Origin of the sequence: Acinetobacter ihumii, assembly GCF_900625095.1 — a bacterium.
GTDB classification, from domain to species: Bacteria; Pseudomonadota; Gammaproteobacteria; order Pseudomonadales; family Moraxellaceae; genus Acinetobacter; species Acinetobacter ihumii.
On record NZ_LR130760.1, the window covers coordinates 3,046,727 to 3,067,354 of the forward strand.

Here is a 20,628-nt window from a genome sequence, read left to right on the forward strand (position 1 = left end):
AGAGCCAAGTGAAATGGGAAAATATAGTGCTTAATGCTTATGGAAAGTGAGTGGGGGAGAAATAGTGTCGCGGCATAAGGTGCTTTGATGGGTCAAATAACCCCTGCCTAACCCTCTCCTAAAAGTAGAGCGAATATTGATTAATCAAGTCAAATATTATAAAGCTTCAGCAAGTAAAGCTGTTAATTCTTGAACTTGATTTAAGCGACTAACTATAAGAGCTTGAATATCTTGTTTAGATAGTTTCTGACGTGAATCAAGTAATTCATCTGTCACTTCAATTGTTTTGAAACTCACATTATCCCAATCACTATAACTTTGAAAAAAGCGACTCAAGTTGCAAAACTCTATAGTTTTTGCACCCTTATCAGTTTTCTTGATCAGAAAATGATGATTGGGGTTAGCTGTTTTTTTAATTTGAATATGATCGTCATAATTATCATAGAAAGGATGGATGAAAATATATTTGTCAGAACCTTTTGGCAAATTTTTAACATTTATGTTTCGTGACTTGTGAGGATTATTATTTCCTTTTGCAGAATTACAATCGACACAACTTACTATAAGATTTTCTGATTCAAATAAAAATTTTGTATAGAGTGATTTAGGTAAAATATGGTCTATATCCCAATATCTACCATGTTGAGATGGGATCTGATGCCTACAGTAGAAACATATGTTATTGGTTTCTGTTAAATAATGAGCACGAATTAAACTTTTAAGTTCTAGAATTTCCTTACATTCCTTGTTCCAAAATGTGTGATCTTTTTTATCATAAGTATCAATATATTCATTAAATTTTGAAGGAATAAAAAATATTTTCATTATTTAACCTCAAGATCTAATAAGACTTCAACCAATGTTTTTACTTTATCATGTTCTTGAAATTTCTCTTCATAATATAATTTTTTAACTAATTCCTTTGTGTTTATCTCATCTTCATTTAAGGTGATGCCAGTATTTAATTTGTTTAGAATAATAAGTATTTTTCTTAATAAATATTCATTATTATTTCCTGGGGAACTGAAAACTTCAGAAAGCTGAAAGTCGGCAGATCTATTCATTATTTCCTTAGTATTTCTTAATTCATTTGTATTTAGATTTAAGATAAATGAATTATCACATGTCAGATTTGAAACTACTTGAGGAGAGTGTGTAGCTATTAAAAATTGGCAATTTTTATAACTTTTTGAAATTGATTCAATTAGATTGATAATTTCTTCTTGCCATTGTGGATGTAAGTTAACTTCGGGTTCATCGATACAAATAAGCGCATTATTTTCCAATTCGCAGATTAATGCGAGACCCATAGAAAGAATTGCTAACTGACCAGAACTTAGATCTCTATAATCTATCTTTTTATCTGTTTTTTTGTCGTGCAAATATATTCTAAAAATATCTATAACGTTTAATAAAATTAAATCAATGATTGTTGAATCTAAATTTGCTAATTCTTCTAAAGAAATTTCTAAAGAATTTATTTCTTCTAATTTTTTTATAATCTCAGTATTATCTTCATCTAAGTTTTTAATTTTTTCCAATATACTTTTTCGTATTACTAATCTAATTATTAGTGTGTTCAAATGGCGATTCAGCGTTTAATTGGTTTTGGGAAAAAAGAAGAGTTTAAGGAAATTCTGGCAATTTTAAGAAGGCAGATGCCTGATAGGATAAGAGTTCTGTGAAATTTGTCGTGTACAGAGTCATATTATATAAAAAAGAGGAAACGCCATGATCGGTCAATGTTTATGCGGATCAGTTCAGTTTGAGGCGCATATTGCACCAGAAAAAATTACAGTTTGCCATTGTTCCATGTGTCGAAAATGGGGCGGTGGACCCTCTCTTACTCTCGAATTGACTGATCATTTAAAAGTGATAGGCGAAAAATCGATTGCAAAATATGCTTCATCGGAATGGGCAGCGCGGTATTTTTGCAAACAATGTGGCACCAATTTATATTACAAATTGAATGAGCGCGACTACTATAGTTTAAACGCTGAACTTTTTGATTTGCCTGAACAGGCAAAAATAGATCTGGAAATCTATACAGATCATAAACCTGCGTATTATCCATTTTTATCTTCAGCACCACAGATGACCGAGCAAGATGTGATTGATCTATTTTCTTCTGAAAACTAAACAAAGTATGAAGACTTTCTTCTAATTTAATAGCTGGATATTTTTTAAAAACTGTTTAATTACATGGTATGCAGCATGTTCAAGTTGCTGTGCATATTGAGCATTTTCTTGACGTAATTGGGGAATAGACAGTTTGGCTTGTCGTAATTCACAGGTATGACCAATCAGCCAACGTTCAAACATATCTTCTGCCACTTCAATGTGAAATTGCAAAGCCAATACATGTTGTTCAATTGCAAATGCTTGATGTGGATAAACGGATGAACTGGCAAGCAAAGTGGCATGTTCAGGTAAGTCAAAGGTATCCCCATGCCAGTGTAAAACCGCAACACCTTCAAGCGGTTGTAAAATATGATTCTCAATGGGCTGAATGTCGAGTTCACTCCAACCAATTTCTTTTTGATGGCCTGCGTAAACTTTTGCACCTAAAGCTCGTGCAATCAATTGGGCACCTAGACAAATGCCAATCGTCGGTTTTTGATCAGCAAGACGTTGCTTGAGCAAGCGAATTTCATCCGTTAAAAAAGGATAATCCTGTTCTTCATAAACCCCAATTGGCCCACCCAAGATTACAGTTAAACCCTCATAGTTCAGTGCGGGCGTAAGATCATCTACACCTGCTTCAAAATAGCGAATACGAAAGCCTAACTGATAAAAAATATCTTCTAATGAACCCAAATCTTCAAAAGCAAGATGCTGAATCGCGTAAATGGTTTTGGAAAAGGTAGGATGAATCATACTAGGTTCGGAATTGCATCGATAGATTTCACATTAAGCCAAAATAATGAAAAAGAAAACTGAATTGTTGATGCGATTGAAAAGAAAGAGTTGTTAAATTTGCAAATCTTTTTTTAAAGACTGCCTGAGTCATAATTGAATCTGAGTAAGCACGAATTTTAAATCAATGATCACAACATGATGATCAGCTACGCAACATTCGACCTGTTAAACATGATTTCGATATGTTGCAGATTTAAAAAAACATTTTGTTCTAATAAAAAATAGAGGTGAATCAATCACCTCTATTTTATGGTGTGTGAAGATGGGTTTTAGAAAAAGCCCATTGGTTTGGTTGAATAACTAACCAATAAGTTTTTGGTTTGTTGGTAGTGATCTAACATCATTTTATGATTCTCACGACCAATACCCGATTGTTTATAGCCACCAAAGGCAGCATGAGCAGGGTAAATGTGATAGCAGTTTGTCCAGACACGACCCGCTTCAATCGCACGACCTGCTCGATAAGAGGTATGCGCAGAACGTGACCAGACACCTGCACCTAAACCATATACAGTGTCATTGGCAATGCGCATCGCATCATCAAAATCCTTAAATGTCGTCACAGACAAGACAGGGCCGAAAATTTCTTCCTGAAAAATTTTCATGCTGTTATTGCCTTTGAAAATGGTCGGTTCAATATAAAAACCACCATCGACATCATGACGCGCATCACCACCTGTTAAAAGCTGTGCACCTTCATTTCGACCGGTATCAATACAGCCAATAATTTTGTCAAACTGTTGCTTGGATGCTTGCGCACCAATCATGGTGTCAGTATCTAATGGATGACCTGTTTTGATCTTTTTAACACGTTCGACTGCCATTTCAAGAAAACGATCTGCGATACTTTCCTGAACCAATGCACGTGAAGGGCAGGTACACACTTCACCCTGATTCAGGGCAAACATGGCAAAACCTTCCAGAGTTTTTTCCAGAAAATCATCTTCTCTATCTAAAATATCTTCAAAGAAAATATTCGGTGATTTGCCACCAAGCTCAAGCGTGACTGGAATGATATTCTCAGTCGCATATTGCATGATTTGTTGACCGACTTTGGTTGAACCTGTGAAGGCAATTTTTGCAATACGTGGATTGGTTGCCAGTGGACGACCCACTTCAACACCATAACCATTGACAATATTTAGCACACCCGCAGGCAAAATGTCCTGAATCAGTTCAACCAGCAACAAAATACTCACCGGTGTTTGTTCAGCAGGTTTAAGCACAATACAGTTGCCCGCAGCCAAAGCTGGTGCAAGTTTCCATGCCGCCATTAAGATCGGAAAATTCCACGGAATAATTTGACCGACGACGCCCAAAGGTTCATGAAAATGGTAGGCAATGGTGTCTTCATCAATCTCAGAAATTCCGCCTTCTTGTGCGCGAATACAGCCTGCAAAATAACGGAAATGATCAATCGCCAGTGGAATATCCGCAGCCAGTGTTTCACGCACAGGCTTACCATTGTCCCATGTTTCTGCAACTGCCAACATTTCCAGATTGGCTTCAAGACGATCGGCAATTTTTAACAATAAATTAGAACGAGTGGTTGGAGACGCTTTATTCCATTGCGCTTTTGCTTTGTGCGCTGCATCTAAGGCTAATTCGATATCTTCCACACTTGAACGCGGAATTTTAGTAAATACTTTGCCATCGACAGGAGAAAGGTTTTCGAAGTATTCTCCTTTTACAGGGGCAACCCATTGCCCACCAATAAAGTTTTCATATTGAGCTTTAAATTGAACCTTAGAACCCGGTTGATTAGGATCGATATAACGCATATAAATATTCCTTTGCTGATCATTGATATACATATCAAATTTGAAGCTTCTACAGCTTTGGTATAAGGTACTTTTGTACACTATGCAGTTAGCATATAAGAGTGAAGGTTGGAGAAAGGTTGGAGAAAGGTTGGAGACCATGACAATTTTCAAGGGATTTGCAAATGATTACAAAACAACAGCTCAGGGAACAGCGCGACAGAATTGATACTTTTCGTCAACAAGAACAAGGCTCTATAGCACAGTCAGGTCAGTTGAATGAAAGCATTGCCAGCTCATGGCAACGCTCGGTTTCTGCTGCAATTCCCAAAGAGCGTTCTGCTGCGCCATTATTATCCTTGACGCAAAAACAGCCTTCTGCACTGGATATGGCATTGCAGTATTGCGGCAATGATCTGAAACATGTGGCTGAACAATCATCGATGGTGATTGCGGTAGGCGATGTTGGCAGTACGATTATCTGGACGGCTGCCAGTCGGCAGATGCGTAGTGCGGCTGAACGCGTGCATTTTGTAGAAGGCGGGCAGTGGGGCGAGGAAATGGTCGGCACTAATGCTTTAGCACTTTCCATCAAAACGCGGCAATCCAGTTGTGTATTTTCCAATGAGCATTATATGCAGTCAGTGCAAGATTGGGTGTGTTATGCCGCTCCTATTATCGATCCACATTCGAGGCAATTGCTCGGTGTAATTGATTTATCCACCACATGGACCAATCATAATTCACTCGGTATTTTGGCGGCTGAACGCTGCGCCTCCATTATTCAAACCGCTTTGCAGGAACAGCAACGTCAACAGTTGTATATTCGCGCATTTTCTATTCCACAAGTATTATTTAATGGAAAAAATCTGGTATTAACCCCACGCCAGATTGAGATTCTGAGTATTTTGGCATTATGTTCGCAAGGTTTAAATCTGGAAACGCTGCATCAGGCACTTTACGGGGAACGTAAAGTCAGTATGGGGACGCTCAAGGCTGAAATGTCACAGTTACGTGATGTACTTGGCGGAATGTTGGGTTCACGTCCTTATCGCTTGTTGGCACATGTCGAAGCTGATTTTTTACAGGCTGAAAATGCCCTGGATTCGGGCTATGTATCTTCAGCTTTGCAGCTATATACAGGGGTTTTCTTGGCAAAAACCGAAAGTCCATTTTTATGTGCATGGCGTGATTGTCTGGAATCACGTTTAAGTGATGCCATTTTTAAAGCCAAAGAAACCGATATGTTACTCAAACATGTGGCGCGTTTCCCTGAAGCGATTGATGCCGTGGAGCGTTTAATGGAGCTATTGCCCAATGATCATCCTGCCCACCAATCATTGATGAAATATCAGCAGGCAGAACAATAAACGTTAAGGCATTTTGATGTTTAACCAATCAAAGAGTTGCCGATAAACCTGATTACGAACAGGTTCAGCTGATAGAACCAAATCATGCAGACCATGCTGAATGGTTTGAGTGGTGACATCACCTTGAATTTTATGTGCATATTTTTCAATATCTTTAACGCCCAAAATTACATCACTTTGTGTGGCTTTTTTGCTCCATTTTCTTGGATTTTTAGTTTGGTTTGAATGCATGACCAGTGCAGGAATGGAAAGTTTAACACCACGATGAATTTCTTTTTGAGCGACATGAATGGCACGAATAAAACTGAGTTGAACTTTCTTCATATTTGGAAGTTTCCAGTTTAAATCAAACCACCATTCACCATAATAATCTTGATGCAAACTAGGCACATACCATTTATTTAAACCGCTCGGAAATTTGGCTTGAGGTAAATAACGACCAATTTGACTTAATAGAGGTACACCGACCGCTTTTTTTAGCGAATTCATATTAAAGTCATAAAAGGGGCTATTGGCCCAAAGTGCTTTAATCAAAGGATGATCTGAATGGTGTGCAGCATATAAAGTCGCAATCAGACCGCCAGTTGAGTGTCCTGCCAAAAGAACTTGACTATGTTGTTCTTCACCAATAATTTTAAGGGCTTCGCTAATCTCGGCATTGTATTCATTCAGATCGAGTACGTTATATAAAATTTGATGCGGAAGATGAGAACGACCATATTTTCTCAAATCCAGTGCATAAAAGTCATAACCATGTTGATTAAATTGTTCAGCCATTTCAGTCTGAAAAAAATAATCGATAAAACCATGAATGTATAAAACGGCTTTATTGGTTGGTGTTTTCGCTTTTTTTCTGACTAATGTAGCAATCACTTTGCCTTCATAATCATCAGGAAAAGTTAAAGTGAGTTGTTGATAGCCTTCACCTAAAAGATCGGGAACGTATTGATTCATATTTTTTATTCATTTGTTATTTAAGCATGCTGTCATCCTTGTCTGAAATATTAGTTTTGTCAATTGAAGCTAAGAAAAAAAGAGGGAATATCTTGGAGAAATATTCCCTCAATCGAGTTAGCTGGTTGGAGAGAAGCTAACTCGAAGGACAAAGTTGGAAATTGTAGCGTGATTTAAAATGTATCAAGTTTCATTAAAGAGCGGCTTTAAAAATTTCCACCACCTGTGCATGGGTTGCCTTGCGAGGATTGGTCAGCATGCAGGCATCTTTTTGCGCATTTTCAGCCATTATTGCCAGATCTTCAGTTTTAACGCCTAGTTCTGTTAATCCAGATGGAATGCCAATTGATTTTGATAATTCACGAATCGCGTCAATCGCTGCGCGTGCAGCCTGAGTTTTGCTGAGTCCCTGAGTTTGTACACCCATGATTTCGGCAATTCGTGCATAACGATCAGGACAGGCAATTAAGTTAAATTCACTCACATGGGGGAGTAATACTGCATTACAAACGCCGTGCGGTAAGTTATAGAAACCACCGAGTTGATGCGCCATCGCATGTACATAACCAAGTGACGCATTGTTAAAGGCCATACCTGCTAGATATTGGGCATAGCTCATCGCATCGCGCGCTTCAAGGTTTTCACCATTGGCGACTGCTGGACTGAGCCATTCACTGATCATAGAAATGGCTTTTTCGGCGCAGGCATCGGTAATTGGATTGGCGGCAGTAGACACATAAGCTTCAACGGCATGGGTCAAAGCATCCATTCCTGTTGCCGCGGTTAAACTTGCAGGTTTAGCCACCATCAGTTTTGGGTCATCAATCGCGATAAGCGGCGTACAGCGCCAGTCAACAATTGCCATTTTGACATGAGTATCTGTGTTGGTAATGATACAAAAACGCGTCATTTCCGAGGCTGTACCTGCGGTGGTATTCACTGCAATCAGCGGGGTCATCGGTACTTTACTTTTATCGATGCCTTCATAGTCACGAATATGTCCGCCACCCGCAGTGACTAGCCCAATGCCTTTAGCACAGTCATGTGAAGAACCACCACCCAGTGATACAATAAAATCACAATCATTGTCGTTATAGGCATCGACACCATTGTGTACGTTTTTATCGGTTGGGTTAGGTTCTGCACCTGCAAAAATATGACTATTTACACCTGCATCTTTTAAATATTCTGCAATGGTATCTGCCACCCCAAATTTGAAAAGGCCTGCATCGGTGACAATCAGTGCTTTTTTTGCACCTAAATTTTGTGCTTTGGTTCCGATTTCCTTGGCACAGCCTGGGCCGAAAAGAGAAACACACGGGATATAAAAACCATTTGTTTGGTCAGCAATATTTTTTAAAGCCATGGAGCGATTCCTTCTTCCATTCATCCATTTGTTTTACAGGTGCTCTTCACCTTGAAGCTAGTATTCTGATTTGATTGTTTTTTTCCTACCTACCAAAAACCTACCAATACATATTTGGTTTTATATTTTTGATTTATTTAGTTTTTTATAAGTTATTGTTGTTTCTCCGCTAAAGATAAAAATAAAGAGTATTCAAATCGCCATGAACGAATCCTGTTATTGTTTTTATATTTTTAATGGGCTTTCGGATTTCACTTTTGTATGTAAAGTCGTTAAGCTATGGGCTGTTTTCTGGAAATGATCAGGTTATGAAGCAAGAAACTGCACTGAAGTTATTAAAAGCGGGTGAAAATGTGTTTTTAACAGGTTCGGCCGGTGCAGGAAAAACATATACCCTGAATCAATACATCAATTACTTAAAAGCGCGTAAAGTACCTGTTGCTGTGACTGCATCGACTGGAATCGCAGCAACGCATATGAATGGCATGACCATTCATACGTGGGCAGGAATTGGTATTAAAGATCATCTGAGTGAGGATGATCTCAAACGCATGAAAGAGCGCAAATATTTAAAAGAACATCTTGAAAATGCGCAAGTTTTAATTATTGATGAAATTTCCATGTTGCATGCCAAACAACTAAATTTGGTCAATCAGGTCTTAAAATATTTTAAAGAAAGTGATGAGGCATTTGGTGGGATTCAGGTCATTGTCGCAGGTGATTTTTTCCAGTTACCGCCTGTAGGCAAAAATGATGAACGTAATCGTGATAAGTTTTGCTTTATGTCTGATGCGTGGGTCGAGGCCAAATTTCGAGTGTGTTATCTGACTGAACAACATCGTCAGGACGATGAAATCCTCAATCAAATTTTAAATGCCATTCGTGCGCAAAACATTCAGCCACAGCATACACAAGCTTTACAACAATCACGTCAGCAAGAGATTGGCGATACTTTTACCCGTCTTTATACACATAACATGGATGTCGATAATATTAATTTTCAACACTTAAATGAAATTGAAAATGAAGGACATCAATTTAATGCAGTCTTAGATGGCAATGAAAAACTTCTGGAAACTTTAAAATCATCGGTTCGTGCGCCTGAAGAATTACTGCTTAAAAAACATGCCAAAGTCATGTTTGTAAAGAATAATTTTGATATGGGCTACATCAATGGCAGTTTAGGTGAAGTCGTTGGTTTTGAAGAAGATGATGAGCATGGCTTGTTGCCAAAAGTGAAGATGACGGATGGTACGACGCTTTTAGTTGAACCAGAAACATGGTCAATTGAAAATGAGGCGGGTAAAAGTATTGCCAGTTTTCAGCAGATTCCACTGCGTCTGGCATGGGCGATTACCATTCATAAAAGTCAGGGTATGACCTTAGAAGCGGCAGAAATCAATTTGTCGCATACCTTTGAAAAGGGACAGGGTTATGTGGCTTTGTCTCGATTAAAATCCTTAACGGGTTTGCGTTTATTAGGATTTAATGATCAAGCATTAGAACTAGATGCATTGGCACTTAAAGCGGATAAGCGTTTTCAGGAATTATCTCAGGAAGCAGAAGATCATTTTCTGGATACAGATTTAACTGATCAACATAAGGCCTTTATTCGGCATTGTGGTGGTACCTTGAATGAAACCGAGATTCAACGCAACGAGAAAAAACTCGCCAAAGGCGAGAAGCAAAATTATGGCTCTGCAACTTTAGATGAAACTCGTACCTTGTTTGAAGATGGCTATGATATTCAGGATATTGCAACAGAACGTGGCTTAACACCTGCAACGATTATCAACCATTTGTCACGACTACAAAAAGAGCAAGGACTCGATATTTCGGTTGCACATCCGGGCGATGAAGTGGTTGAGCAAATTAGAAAATTATATAAACGGGTGCAAAAAAGTAAACGACCTGAGAACTTTAATGATGACGGTTCAATCAAACTTAGACCCATTGTGGAATTAACCAGTCCGCGTATGGGTTATGATCAAGTCCGTTTAGCGTTATTGTTTATTGAATAACACAGAATTTCTGTGCGGTTAATCATCTGAAATCAATTCAAGACAGGCATATTGTTCAATCAAATTCGCATCCATCATGTGGATATAATCCATAAACATGGTATTAAAACTGCCTATAGTTTGAGCCTGATCATAGGCAAGTTTGCCTGCAATCGCAAAATGAATATGTGCAGCAATCGTCGCTAAATGAACAGGAGCAACTGCACAATAGGCCGCGATCAAGGCACCCAAAGCACAGCCTGTAGCGGTAATTTTAGGTTGTAAATGACTACCACCCCGAATTTTGACGATACATGTCATGGCATTTGACAAGATATAGTCATTTTCTCCCGAGATGGCAACACAACTGGTTTGAGTCAATAAGCCCTGTGCAAGTTGAAACATTTCATCACTTTTTAAGGTACTGTCTACGCCTTTACTCTGGGTCAAATTCCCTGCAAGCGCACTAATTTCAGAGGCATTACCACGAATGACAGAAGGATGATATTGTAATAATTCATCGACCATCTCACTGCGCCATTTTAAAACTGGGCCATAACCTACTGGATCAAGCACCCATGGAATCTGGTTTGCATGTGCAGTTCTTGCTGAAATTTGGATGGCCTGCATTTGCTCACTCGTAGGTGTGCCTAAATTGATACTAAGCGCACCACTAATTTTGGTAAAAGCTTCTGCTTCAAATGGATTATCAATCATTGCAGGAGACGCACCTGCTGCCAGCAGCACATTGGCTGCATAATTAGCTGCGACACTGTTGGTTATGCATTGAACTAAAGGAGCGTGTTCTTGTAATTTTTCCCATGCAGCAATGACATAATCAATAATATTAGATGAGTTATACATATTTTTTCCCTCAAAGCTTATAGCGCAACGTTTATATTTCAAAGCTTATAAAAATTATTTGGTAAAATAATGATCCTGATGTTTGCAATGACGACAAATCAGCGACACATAGTCAGCAGCATCATAATCCACTTCTAAATCATCAGAACCACAATACATACAACGTTTGATCGAATAAAAATTAAGTCTGGGTTCAATTTTTCGCCAAGCTCTCCAAATCGGTTGAATGAAAATACTTTCATCATAAGATAAAAATTCAAACAAAAATATCTGGCTCATTTTACTCAAGGGCAGATTCATGGGGCGTGGCAGTGTTGAGGTTTCCCATTTTTCATTGATTGAGCGTTCGCGATATTGTTCTAAAGTTTTCTTTAATATATTGGTATTAATAAAGTTTTCATTGCGTGGCTGCAATGCCTTTTGAGTATATAAATATTCCAGTGCTGTTTGAATCAAATAATAAATTTGCCCAATCGCCAAACTTCCCATGAGTCTATAGCAAAACTGTTGAAAGCTACGATTTCCTGCGATTTGTATGCCCCACGTGCGACAGTACATCTGCATGAACTGAATCACTTCCTGATATAGCATTAAAAATAATACGTCTTTTACTTCTTCTGTGGTTTTATAGGGAATGCCTAAGCTGAGTTTTTCATAAAACCAATGCCGTAATTGTTGTGCAACACTAAATAAGCTCGGTTCACTATAACCTTCTAAACGAACTCTTAAATAATAAATTTTATCGTCGTCATGAGGGTTTTTGTGCACTAAAATTCCAGACTTTAATAATTCTTTGATCAGACCCGATTGAAATAAATAATTGGGACTGATGTAGTCGTATTTAATCTGATCCCAGTAAATATATTCATCATGCGGCACATTTTCCCGAATCCGATCATCTAGCAAAGCCAAAAGATAAAGCTTATGTAACAGACTTAAATCTTCCAGATTATATATGAGATCCTCTTTAACTTTATTTTTACGTTGTTCTTGTTGCAGTGTTTCCTGCATCATTTTTTTGCGTTGCTTGGTGCAAGTTGCACAATGGCAGACCATTTTTGCATCACTAAAGACTTGATGCTGACAATGACTACACTGGTGAAACTGGACATCCTGATCGAACTGTTCTGCTTCGACAAAGTACATGGCCGCCTGACACAACGGACAAAGGGTACTTTCATCTAACTGTTTCTTCAGAATATTCAGAGTCATACCTTTTGATATAGCGAATTAAAAACACGATTATAACGTGCTATTGCAAGATTGGTCAGATCAAACCGTAGAATTACACTATGAGAAAGCAAAAAGCCCAAACTCGATCAGTTCGAATTTAGGCTTTTCATACATGAATGAAAATAGAGTTAGACAGGGCAAGGCAGAGATTCGTCATGTTGTCCGAGTTTTTTAGCAGCGATCAATGCTTTGACTTTTTTGCTTGGTGCTTTTTCTTTACCCAATGCATCATAAGTATTGACGATACTGATCACATCCTGCGGCTGAAGCTCAATACCTTCTGCGCTCATAAACACGGCAATAACATGATCAGGTACGCCTGCATCATGTAAATCATGAATCGCTTTGATATTTTCAGCACGATATAAGTGTTGAGTTAATCCCATGTTATGTCACCTCTCGGCTATTTTATGTCTACAGTAGTTGTCATCATCATCTTGACCGATGATGTTATTTAAGACTAAGCAAAAAGCGTGCACAAAATGTAATCTATTTATGAAAAAAGTAATTCGAGGTAATCGCCGCAAAAAAATGTGCAAATAAATGGGTTAATTTGTAACCGTAAAATGACTTGTTTCTAAATCTTTAGTGTCTACATTGATGCAGCATTTTGCTCAATAGATATATTTAAAGCGTGAACAATTGAAAAATAAAAGCATGACACCCATGTAAATTTTAAATTGAAACAACACACACTTCAGCTAACTTGGCGTATGATCAGTTTCATACACAATAAATACTGATACCACGACATGATGTGGCGACATAGGAAAATATATGAATATTGCGGCAAATCCACACGTTCAGGCAGATCAAACGGTATATCTTAAAGATTATCAAAAACCTTCATTTTTAGTGGAGTCCGTTAACCTCGATATTCAGGTATACGATGATCACACGATTGTTGATGCAACTCTGGTGATGAAACGTCAAACTGCTGGTGATTTGGTGTTATTGGGGCGTGATCTGGAATTAAAGTCGATTGTATTAAATGGAGAAAATTTACAATCTGATCAATATCAACTCAGTGATGAACAACTGGTGATTGCTCATGCACCTGATGATGTCATTTTAAATACCCAAGTGATGATTCATCCTGAAAGCAATACGCAACTTGAAGGCTTATATAAAGCGGGTGATTTATTTGTCACCCAGAACGAACCAGAAGGTTTCCGTAAAATTACCTATTATCCTGACCGTCCAGATGTGTTGGCTGAGTTTACGACACGTGTAGAAGCAGATAAAAAATATCCTGTCTTACTCGCCAATGGTAATCTGCTGGAAACTGGTGAAGCAGGAGAGCATCGTCATTTTGCAATTTGGCAAGATCCAACCAAGAAACCCAGCTACCTATTTGCCTGTGTCATTGGTGATTTAGCCGTATTAAAAGACCGTTATACGACCTCTGAAGGGCGTGATGTTGCTTTAGAAATTTACGCGATTGAAAAAGATATTCCAAAATGTCATATCGCGATGGAAGCTTTAAAACATTCAATGCGTTGGGATGAAGAACACTATGGTCGCGCCTATGATCTGGATAATTATATGATCGTGGCAGTCAGCCAGTTCAATATGGGCGCAATGGAAAATAAAGGTTTAAACATCTTTAATACTTCATGTGTTTTGGCGGATGAAGAATACACCACCGATGCCGCGATTATGCGTGTTCAATCTGTGATTGCCCATGAATACTTTCATAACTGGACAGGCAACCGTATTACCTGTCGTGATTGGTTCCAACTGTGCTTGAAAGAAGGTTTAACGGTATTTCGTGACCAGTCTTTTTCAGAAGATTTACAATCGGCTGCGGTACAACGTATTGATGATGTCGCGGTGCTAAAAGCACATCAATTCCCAGAAGATGCAGGTCCATTATCACATCCACCGCGTCCCGACCATTTTGTTGAAATTAATAATTTCTACACTGCCACGGTTTATGAAAAAGGTGCGGAAATTAACCGTATGATGTCGACTTTGCTTGGAAAAGAAAAATTCCGTCAAGGCACAGACGAATATTTCCGCCGTTATGACGGTCAGGCGGTCACGGTAGAAGATTGGGTCGATGCTTTATCCGCAGGTTCGGGTGTGGATTTGGCGAACTTTTTAACATGGTATAACCAGCCCGGTACACCTAAACTTGAAGTGCAGGGTCAATACGATGCCCAAACACAGACTTATCGTTTAACACTCAAGCAAAGTTTGAAAGCACATCCGAAATATCCAAATTTAAAGGCTGTTCCAATTCCAGTGGCTTTGGCATTATTTAATGCGAAAACAGGCGAACAATATACGCTGCATTGTTCAGACTTGTTTGTCGATAATGTCCAAGATGGTGTGTACTTGTTCGATCAGGATACTGCCAGCATTGAATTTACACAGGTGACAGAGCAACCCGTGGTGTCATTGTTACGTAATTTTTCTGCCCCTGTGAATCTTGAGTTTGACTACAGTGATAATGAATTGGCATTTTTAATTCAGCATGAAACCAGTGGTTTTAACCAGTGGCAGGCGAGTCAAACATTGCTTGAACGTATCTTGCTTAAAGACCATGAGGTTCAACCTTATATTCAAGCTATTAAAAATACCTTGCCTGATTTAGTGACAAAAGATCCGTTACTTGCTTCACGTTTATTTGATGTGCCAACTGAAGGTTATTTGGGTAGCCGTATTGATGCAGACTATGAGCCACAAGTGATTCAGGAAAAGCGTAACTCAGTGCTGGAAACTTTGGCACGTGAATTGGGAACATTCTGGAAAGAAACTTATTTGTCACTTGATCCATCTTTGCAAAATGACTTTTCTCAAGCGATGGGTGAGCGCGCTCTAAAAAATATCATGCTGAGTATGATGGCACGTCAGGGCGATGACAGTGCGTTTGAGCTGGCTTATGACCAGTATCAACAGACTCACAATATGTCGGAGCGTTTAGGTGCGCTACGTGTGTTGGTCTGGAATGATGCACCGCAAGCTCAACAGGCTCTAAATGATTTTTATAATCGTTACAAGGATGAAGCTTTATCTTTAGATCAATGGTTTATGGTACAAGCCGCAAATCCAAATGCAACAGCGACGACGATTCATGCCTTAACACAGCATCCAGATTACGATTTGGGTACGCCAAACCGTGTACGTGCAGTAAGTGGCGGTTTAAGTAATAATCCTGTCAATGCATGGAGCTATGGGGTAGAACATTATATCGGTTTGGCAGAATACTTTGATGCGAAGAACCCAATTTTAGGTTCACGTTTATTACAAGTTTTGTCACGCTGGTACACCTTAGCTGAACCTCAGCGTAGCAATGTTCAAAAAGCACTAAAAGCGTTGCAGTCTCGAGTAAAATCGAAAAATGTCACTGAAACTTTAAATAGTATTTTAAGTATTTAAATCGAAGTGAATAATAAAACAGCATTGGTATTATAAAACCAGTGCTGTTTTAGTGATGACTAATGTTATGATGAGATCACGTTATCGACATCATTATTTTTCATGTCTCATCTTTCAAAATATGTCCAAAGTATTTTATATCCAGAGCAGCCTTCTGAGCATCAGGTGGTTGATAAACAAGAAAAAATAAAAGAGTGGCTGGACGGAGATATTCAGGTTATTGGAAAAATGTCGCTTTTTCAGTTTGAAAATGGCATTACCATCCGCAAAATTGAAGAACATGATGCGACACCGGTCGAAATAGACGCTTGCCGTGAACACTGGATTAGTTATGAAGTGGTCGATCATCAGCATCGATCAGAAAATATTAAACCGAAACGAATTCAGTTTAATTCCGAATGTCGAGAAGCTTTCTGGCTTAAATATTTTAATGATGAACTCGCAAATGAGAACGAGCTTAGGTCAAACTAGAACAAACTTATGTGAAAAGAAATAAGTCGATATTTCCTTTCACAGTGAAGTTTACTGCGCAATCAACACGCTTACGCTTTTACAATCAGTACAGGAATTGGGCTTTCACTCAGAACTTTTTGTGCCACACTCCCCAAAACCAGTTTCTTTAAACCTGAACGACCATGTGAGCCCATGACGATCAAATCGGCATTGACTTCATCTGCAACATTCACAATACCCGACGCAGTAGGTTCTTCACGAATAATTTTAATATTGGCTTCGATACCATTTTCAGTAAAGGTGCTTTTAATTTTTTCCAAATGAGCTTCTGCATTTGCTTCGGCTTCAAACAAATGTTCAGTCACAGCTGGAGCAACTTTATAAAAATCGACGCCAACAAAAGGGTCAATAGCCACCACACTCATCACGGTGACCTGACTATTAAATGCTTTCGCCAGATCTATTGCATGCTGTACTGCCGCAGTTGAAAGTGGAGAATCGTCGACTGGAACTAAAATACGCTGATAAGTCATAATATCCTCATAATTTATTGTTTATAAAAATCTTTTATCATTTAGGCTAACATAATATTGAGACAGCATGGCTTTAAAATTATTAATATTTGTATAATCTTGAAGAGTACTCGGTACAAATTAATTTGTTTTAGAATAAGCGTTGCTGTTCTGATTGTTTCGTAAACGAGATTTGCTCAGCTCTTGTTTCGTAATGCACGATTTTCAATTAGTATGAAACAGATTTGAAAGAAATAATGTCTTGATAACAACAATGTGAGGAAAACATGTCTTATAAATATGAATATGCAGGTTTTTGGGTACGTTTCGGTGCCTCTATTATTGATACACTGATTATGATGCTGGCGATTATTCCTTCTGCCTGGATTTTTTACCAAGGAAATTACGATCTGGTTTTTTCAACAGGGTTGAGTGACCAGCAACCAGCACTTTGGTTTGATATTTTAGTGAATTATATATTTCCGTTTTTATATACCATTTTGTTTTGGTTATTTTTGGCAGGAACCCCCGGCAAGCGTCTGATGCGCTTAAAAGTGCTGGATGAAAAAACAGGTAATAAGCTGACGGTGGGGCAGTCTATTATTCGTTATATTGGCTACATTCCATCGACATTGGTTTTTTTGCTGGGTTTTATCTGGATTGCCTTTGATTCAAAAAAACAGGGTTGGCACGATAAGATGGCAAAGACTGTGGTCGTAAAAGAGTTATAGAAATGAACAGAAAACACGATGCTATACTATGCGCCGTGTTTTCTCACAATTACGCTGATTTAAGTTTTACTTTAAGTACAAGAGAAACAACAATTCCTACAATTAATCCCCAGAAGGCGGAACCAATCCCAAAAAACTGCACACCTGAAGCACTGCATAAAAAAGTGAGTAAAGCAGCTTCTCTGTCATTTGGTTCATGAAAAGCAATCGCAATATTGTGACTAATCGTCCCGAACAGCGCAATTCCTGCAAGTGCCATGATAAATAATGATGGAAATGACATCAATAAACTGGTCAAGGTGGCTGCAAATAATCCCATCAAAATATAGAAAAATCCACAGCTTATTCCCGCGATATAACGTTTGGCAGGATCAGGATGGACTTGATCATCCAGACTGACGGCAGCACTAATTGCCGCAATATTGACGGTATAACATCCAAATGGTGCGAGTAGCGTTTGAGCTGTACCTGTCCATCCGATCAATTGATTGACATGTGGTTGATAGCCATAACTTTTAATCATGGCAATACCCGGTAAATATTGGGATGCCATATTAATAACAAATAAGGGTAACGCTAAGCCTAAAATTGCAGACCAAGTAAATTCAGGGCTAATCCAGACAGGCTTTGCCAAATCCCAATGTAAAACAGGAGGGTGAAACTCCATAAAAAATGGACACATCACGATGCCAACGACAACCGTAATGACAATACAATAACGTGGCCATAAGCGTTTAGACGCAACATAAACAGCCAGTAAACTCAAAATAAACAGCCAGTGATCCTGCATATTGGCAAAAATTGCGATACCAAATTTGAGTAAAACACCGGCAAGCATGGCACTGGTTAAACTTTGCGGAATATAAGCAAGGACTTTTTCAAAAACACCAAAAAAACCAAGCAGTGCGGTGATTAAACCACATATTAAAAATGCCCCAATTGCTTCATGTAAATTATAGCCGCTACCTGTAGCAATAATCAGAGCCAGCCCAGCAGTAGACCATGAGGTTGCCACAGGATATTTAAATTTCCATGACAAAATCAGACCTGTTAAACCGATACCAATGCCTAATGCCCAAAACCATGATGTAATCTGTTGAGTATTGGCACCGAGCATTTGAGCCGCTTGAATAACCAACACAGCAGAAACACTAATACCAATTAGGAAGGTTACAAATCCGGCAAATGCCGCTGGAAGAGAAAAATCGCGAATAAACTTTTGCATGGTTCAGCTTTTAGGTAATAAGGATTTAAAATGATGTAAATATAATGATAGAAACCGCCTGATCAGCATTCTAAACGCAGTACGATTTAAACAAAAGGTAAAATATTACAAAGTGGAGGTGGCTAGTTTAAGTCCAAACCCAAAAAATAAAATACCAACCATAAAGATACTCACCGCAGAAATTTTATGTCTTCTACGAAAGAAACTTGAAAGCTTGACACCTGAAAAAATCAGCGCGGTTAAATAGCCTAAGCTTACAATCTGTAAAATCACAGCGAGTACAAAAAAGCTTAAAGCTGGATAAGCATAATCAGGATCGACAAATTGCACAAAAAAAGACAGAAAAAACAAAATTGCTTTAGGATTAAGTAAACTGATCCCCAGTGCAGTTCGATAGGGATGAATCTGATCAAGACGAGGTAAATCAGCCATCACAATATCATGTTCAGAAGAGACCGTATTCCAGCGTTGGTAACTGGCAATTAATAATTTAAAACCCAAATAAGATAAATATAATGCGCCCACTATTTTTAATAGAGTAAAAATCCACGGAAAAGCATGCATGAGCGAGGCTGCACCGAGTACGGTACATACAATTAAAATTGAATCGCCAGTAAAAATACCAAACGCACCACGGTAGCCAGTTTTAATGCCATAACGCGATGCAATTGACATGACATAAATAGAATTGGGGCCCGGCAAGAGCACAATTAACAAAGTACCAATCATGTAAGTTGTTAGATCTGTAATGCCGAACACAATGAAATACCATTAAAAAACCGATTTTCGTACTATAACAAAAATCGGTTTTAATATGTGAATAATCAACTATTAGGGTTGAATTTCTGCATCTATACCAAAAGACTGGCGTAACAAAGTGTTGAGTTGATCACGGGCTCGGATAAAGCCATCGACACCGCCTTGTAACAATTGAAAAGCCATTAAGTCATGCTCAAGTTCGATTTTAAAACTTTCGCGGGTTTGTACTTCTCGACTGATTTTTTCAGCTTGAATTGCAGATTCTGGACTTAAAACCGTTTCAACTTGACGCTGATCCTGATTCAGTTCAGCCAATAAAGAGGGAGAAATCGTCAGTAAGTCACAGCCAGTTAAGCCTAGAACCTGATCGATGCTACGGAAGCTTGCCCCCATCACCTGAGTCTTGATGCTATTTTGCTTATAGTAGTTATAGATTTTTTTCACTGAAATCACACCAGGATCTTTTTCAACCGGGTAGTGATCGACATGTTCGGCTTTTTTGTACCAGTCCAAAATACGACCAACAAATGGAGAAATCAGTGTCACATGAGCATCTGCACAAGCTTGTGCCTGATGTAAGCCAAACAGGAGGGTGAGGTTGCAAGCAATCCCTTCTGCTTCAAGCACTTTCGCCGCTTGAATACCTTCCCAAGTTGAGGCAATTTTAATTAATACTCTGGATTGATCAATGCCATAGTCCTGATAGAGCTTCGAAAGCTCACGTGCTTTTGCCAAGGTCGCTTCAGTGTCATAAGACAATGAGGCATCCACTTCGGTCGACACCCGTCCTTCAATCAGCTTTAAAATTTCAACACCGAATTTAACCGTTAAAATATCAATGGTACGTTCAATGAGTTCATCCGCTTGGTAGCCTTCTTCACGCGCTTGTGTATATGCTGCTTCAATCAGTTCGCGATTTTCAGGCTGACTTGCCGCCGCCGTAATTAGTGAAGGATTGGTTGTTGCATCTAAAGGGCGAAATTGGCGTATTGCTTCAAGGTCACTACTATCAGCTACTACTGTGGTTACGTTTTTTAATTGGTCTAAAGCGGTTTGTGTCATTGTCATCAACATCTTGGTTTAAAATATTTATACATG

Annotated in this window: 19 protein-coding genes; 6 read left to right on the top strand and 13 right to left on the bottom strand. The window is 38.7% G+C overall.

Translation table 11 applies throughout. From position 1 onward, the window contains the following. Window positions 1-156 precede the first annotated feature (156 nt). Together E0D95_RS14300 and E0D95_RS14305 are read right to left on the bottom strand one after the other, a co-directional pair. Window positions 157-825 (bottom strand): HNH endonuclease, encoded by a 669-nt coding sequence (locus E0D95_RS14300; protein ID WP_130804677.1) that lies wholly within the window; start codon window positions 823-825, stop codon window positions 157-159. After that, window positions 825-1,541 carry an ATP-binding protein gene (locus tag E0D95_RS14305; protein ID WP_165443244.1) on the bottom strand — a complete coding sequence of 239 codons (717 nt, stop codon included), beginning with the start codon at window positions 1,539-1,541 and terminating at the stop codon, window positions 825-827. Before E0D95_RS14305 ends, E0D95_RS14300 begins: the two co-directional genes overlap by 1 nt. 190 nt (window positions 1,542-1,731) lie before the next feature. Between E0D95_RS14305 and E0D95_RS14310 the strand changes: the two genes are divergently transcribed. Further along, complete coding sequence (locus E0D95_RS14310) at window positions 1,732-2,139, top strand: GFA family protein (protein ID WP_130804682.1); 408 nt, start codon at window positions 1,732-1,734, stop codon at window positions 2,137-2,139. A gap of 21 nt (window positions 2,140-2,160) precedes the next feature. Here E0D95_RS14310 and E0D95_RS14315 read toward each other — a convergent pair whose 3' ends face one another. Continuing rightward, on the bottom strand, window positions 2,161-2,877 hold the full coding sequence (locus tag E0D95_RS14315; RefSeq protein WP_130804683.1) for a glutamine amidotransferase: 717 nt from the start codon (window positions 2,875-2,877) through the stop codon (window positions 2,161-2,163). Window positions 2,878-3,188: 311 nt separating this feature from the next. Then, window positions 3,189-4,700, bottom strand: a complete 1,512-nt coding sequence (gene exaC, locus E0D95_RS14320; RefSeq protein ID WP_130804684.1) for an acetaldehyde dehydrogenase ExaC — start codon at window positions 4,698-4,700, stop codon at window positions 3,189-3,191. 164 nt (window positions 4,701-4,864) lie between these two features. Here exaC and E0D95_RS14325 point away from each other — a divergent pair, with 164 nt between their 5' ends. Continuing rightward, the gene (locus tag E0D95_RS14325) at window positions 4,865-6,049 is read left to right on the top strand and encodes a transcriptional regulator (RefSeq protein WP_130804686.1); all 1,185 of its coding nucleotides are present in this window, start codon (window positions 4,865-4,867) and stop codon (window positions 6,047-6,049) included. A gap of 3 nt (window positions 6,050-6,052) precedes the next feature. Here E0D95_RS14325 and E0D95_RS14330 read toward each other — a convergent pair whose 3' ends face one another. After that, window positions 6,053-7,003 (bottom strand): alpha/beta hydrolase, encoded by a 951-nt coding sequence (locus E0D95_RS14330; RefSeq protein WP_130804688.1) that lies wholly within the window; start codon window positions 7,001-7,003, stop codon window positions 6,053-6,055. 193 nt (window positions 7,004-7,196) lie between these two features. Then, a complete protein-coding gene (gene mdh, locus E0D95_RS14335; RefSeq protein WP_130804690.1) occupies window positions 7,197-8,369 on the bottom strand; it encodes an iron-dependent methanol dehydrogenase in 1,173 nt (390 codons plus the stop codon). Between the two features lie 308 nt (window positions 8,370-8,677). On the opposite strand from mdh, the gene E0D95_RS14340 reads away from it, so the two are divergent. After that, window positions 8,678-10,390: an AAA family ATPase gene (locus E0D95_RS14340; protein WP_130804692.1), complete on the top strand. Its 1,713-nt coding sequence runs from the start codon at window positions 8,678-8,680 to the stop codon at window positions 10,388-10,390. Window positions 10,391-10,408: 18 nt separating this feature from the next. Here E0D95_RS14340 and thiM read toward each other — a convergent pair whose 3' ends face one another. The 3 genes from thiM to E0D95_RS14355 form a co-directional block, all read right to left on the bottom strand. Continuing rightward, entirely contained in the window at window positions 10,409-11,233 is an 825-nt protein-coding gene (thiM, locus tag E0D95_RS14345) for a hydroxyethylthiazole kinase (RefSeq protein WP_130804695.1), read from the bottom strand. Between the two features lie 54 nt (window positions 11,234-11,287). Further along, window positions 11,288-12,445: a hypothetical protein gene (locus E0D95_RS14350; RefSeq protein ID WP_130804697.1), complete on the bottom strand. Its 1,158-nt coding sequence runs from the start codon at window positions 12,443-12,445 to the stop codon at window positions 11,288-11,290. A 149-nt stretch (window positions 12,446-12,594) separates the two neighbouring features. Continuing rightward, on the bottom strand, window positions 12,595-12,852 hold the full coding sequence (locus tag E0D95_RS14355; RefSeq protein ID WP_130804699.1) for a hypothetical protein: 258 nt from the start codon (window positions 12,850-12,852) through the stop codon (window positions 12,595-12,597). A gap of 391 nt (window positions 12,853-13,243) precedes the next feature. Between E0D95_RS14355 and pepN the strand changes: the two genes are divergently transcribed. Together pepN and E0D95_RS14365 are read left to right on the top strand one after the other, a co-directional pair. Beyond that, complete coding sequence (gene pepN / locus E0D95_RS14360) at window positions 13,244-15,850, top strand: aminopeptidase N (RefSeq protein ID WP_130804701.1); 2,607 nt, start codon at window positions 13,244-13,246, stop codon at window positions 15,848-15,850. 102 nt (window positions 15,851-15,952) lie between these two features. Next, window positions 15,953-16,321, top strand: a complete 369-nt coding sequence (locus E0D95_RS14365; RefSeq protein ID WP_130804703.1) for a hypothetical protein — start codon at window positions 15,953-15,955, stop codon at window positions 16,319-16,321. Between the two features lie 71 nt (window positions 16,322-16,392). Here the strand turns inward: E0D95_RS14365 and E0D95_RS14370 are convergent, their stop codons facing one another. Further along, on the bottom strand, window positions 16,393-16,836 hold the full coding sequence (locus E0D95_RS14370; protein ID WP_130804705.1) for a universal stress protein: 444 nt from the start codon (window positions 16,834-16,836) through the stop codon (window positions 16,393-16,395). A 266-nt stretch (window positions 16,837-17,102) separates the two neighbouring features. Between E0D95_RS14370 and E0D95_RS14375 the strand changes: the two genes are divergently transcribed. After that, complete coding sequence (locus E0D95_RS14375; RefSeq protein ID WP_130804707.1) at window positions 17,103-17,546, top strand: RDD family protein; 444 nt, start codon at window positions 17,103-17,105, stop codon at window positions 17,544-17,546. A 49-nt stretch (window positions 17,547-17,595) separates the two neighbouring features. On the opposite strand, the gene E0D95_RS14380 is transcribed toward E0D95_RS14375, so the two are convergent. The 3 genes from E0D95_RS14380 to tal all read right to left on the bottom strand — a co-directional run bounded on the left by E0D95_RS14380 (window position 17,596) and on the right by tal (window position 20,592). After that, window positions 17,596-18,771, bottom strand: coding sequence for a benzoate/H(+) symporter BenE family transporter (locus E0D95_RS14380; protein WP_130804709.1), 1,176 nt, complete (start codon window positions 18,769-18,771; stop codon window positions 17,596-17,598). A 105-nt stretch (window positions 18,772-18,876) separates the two neighbouring features. Then, window positions 18,877-19,530 carry a leucine efflux protein LeuE gene (leuE, locus tag E0D95_RS14385; protein WP_130804711.1) on the bottom strand — a complete coding sequence of 218 codons (654 nt, stop codon included), beginning with the start codon at window positions 19,528-19,530 and terminating at the stop codon, window positions 18,877-18,879. Between the two features lie 72 nt (window positions 19,531-19,602). After that, a complete protein-coding gene (gene tal, locus E0D95_RS14390) occupies window positions 19,603-20,592 on the bottom strand; it encodes a transaldolase (RefSeq protein WP_130804712.1) in 990 nt (329 codons plus the stop codon). Window positions 20,593-20,628: the final 36 nt, after the last annotated feature.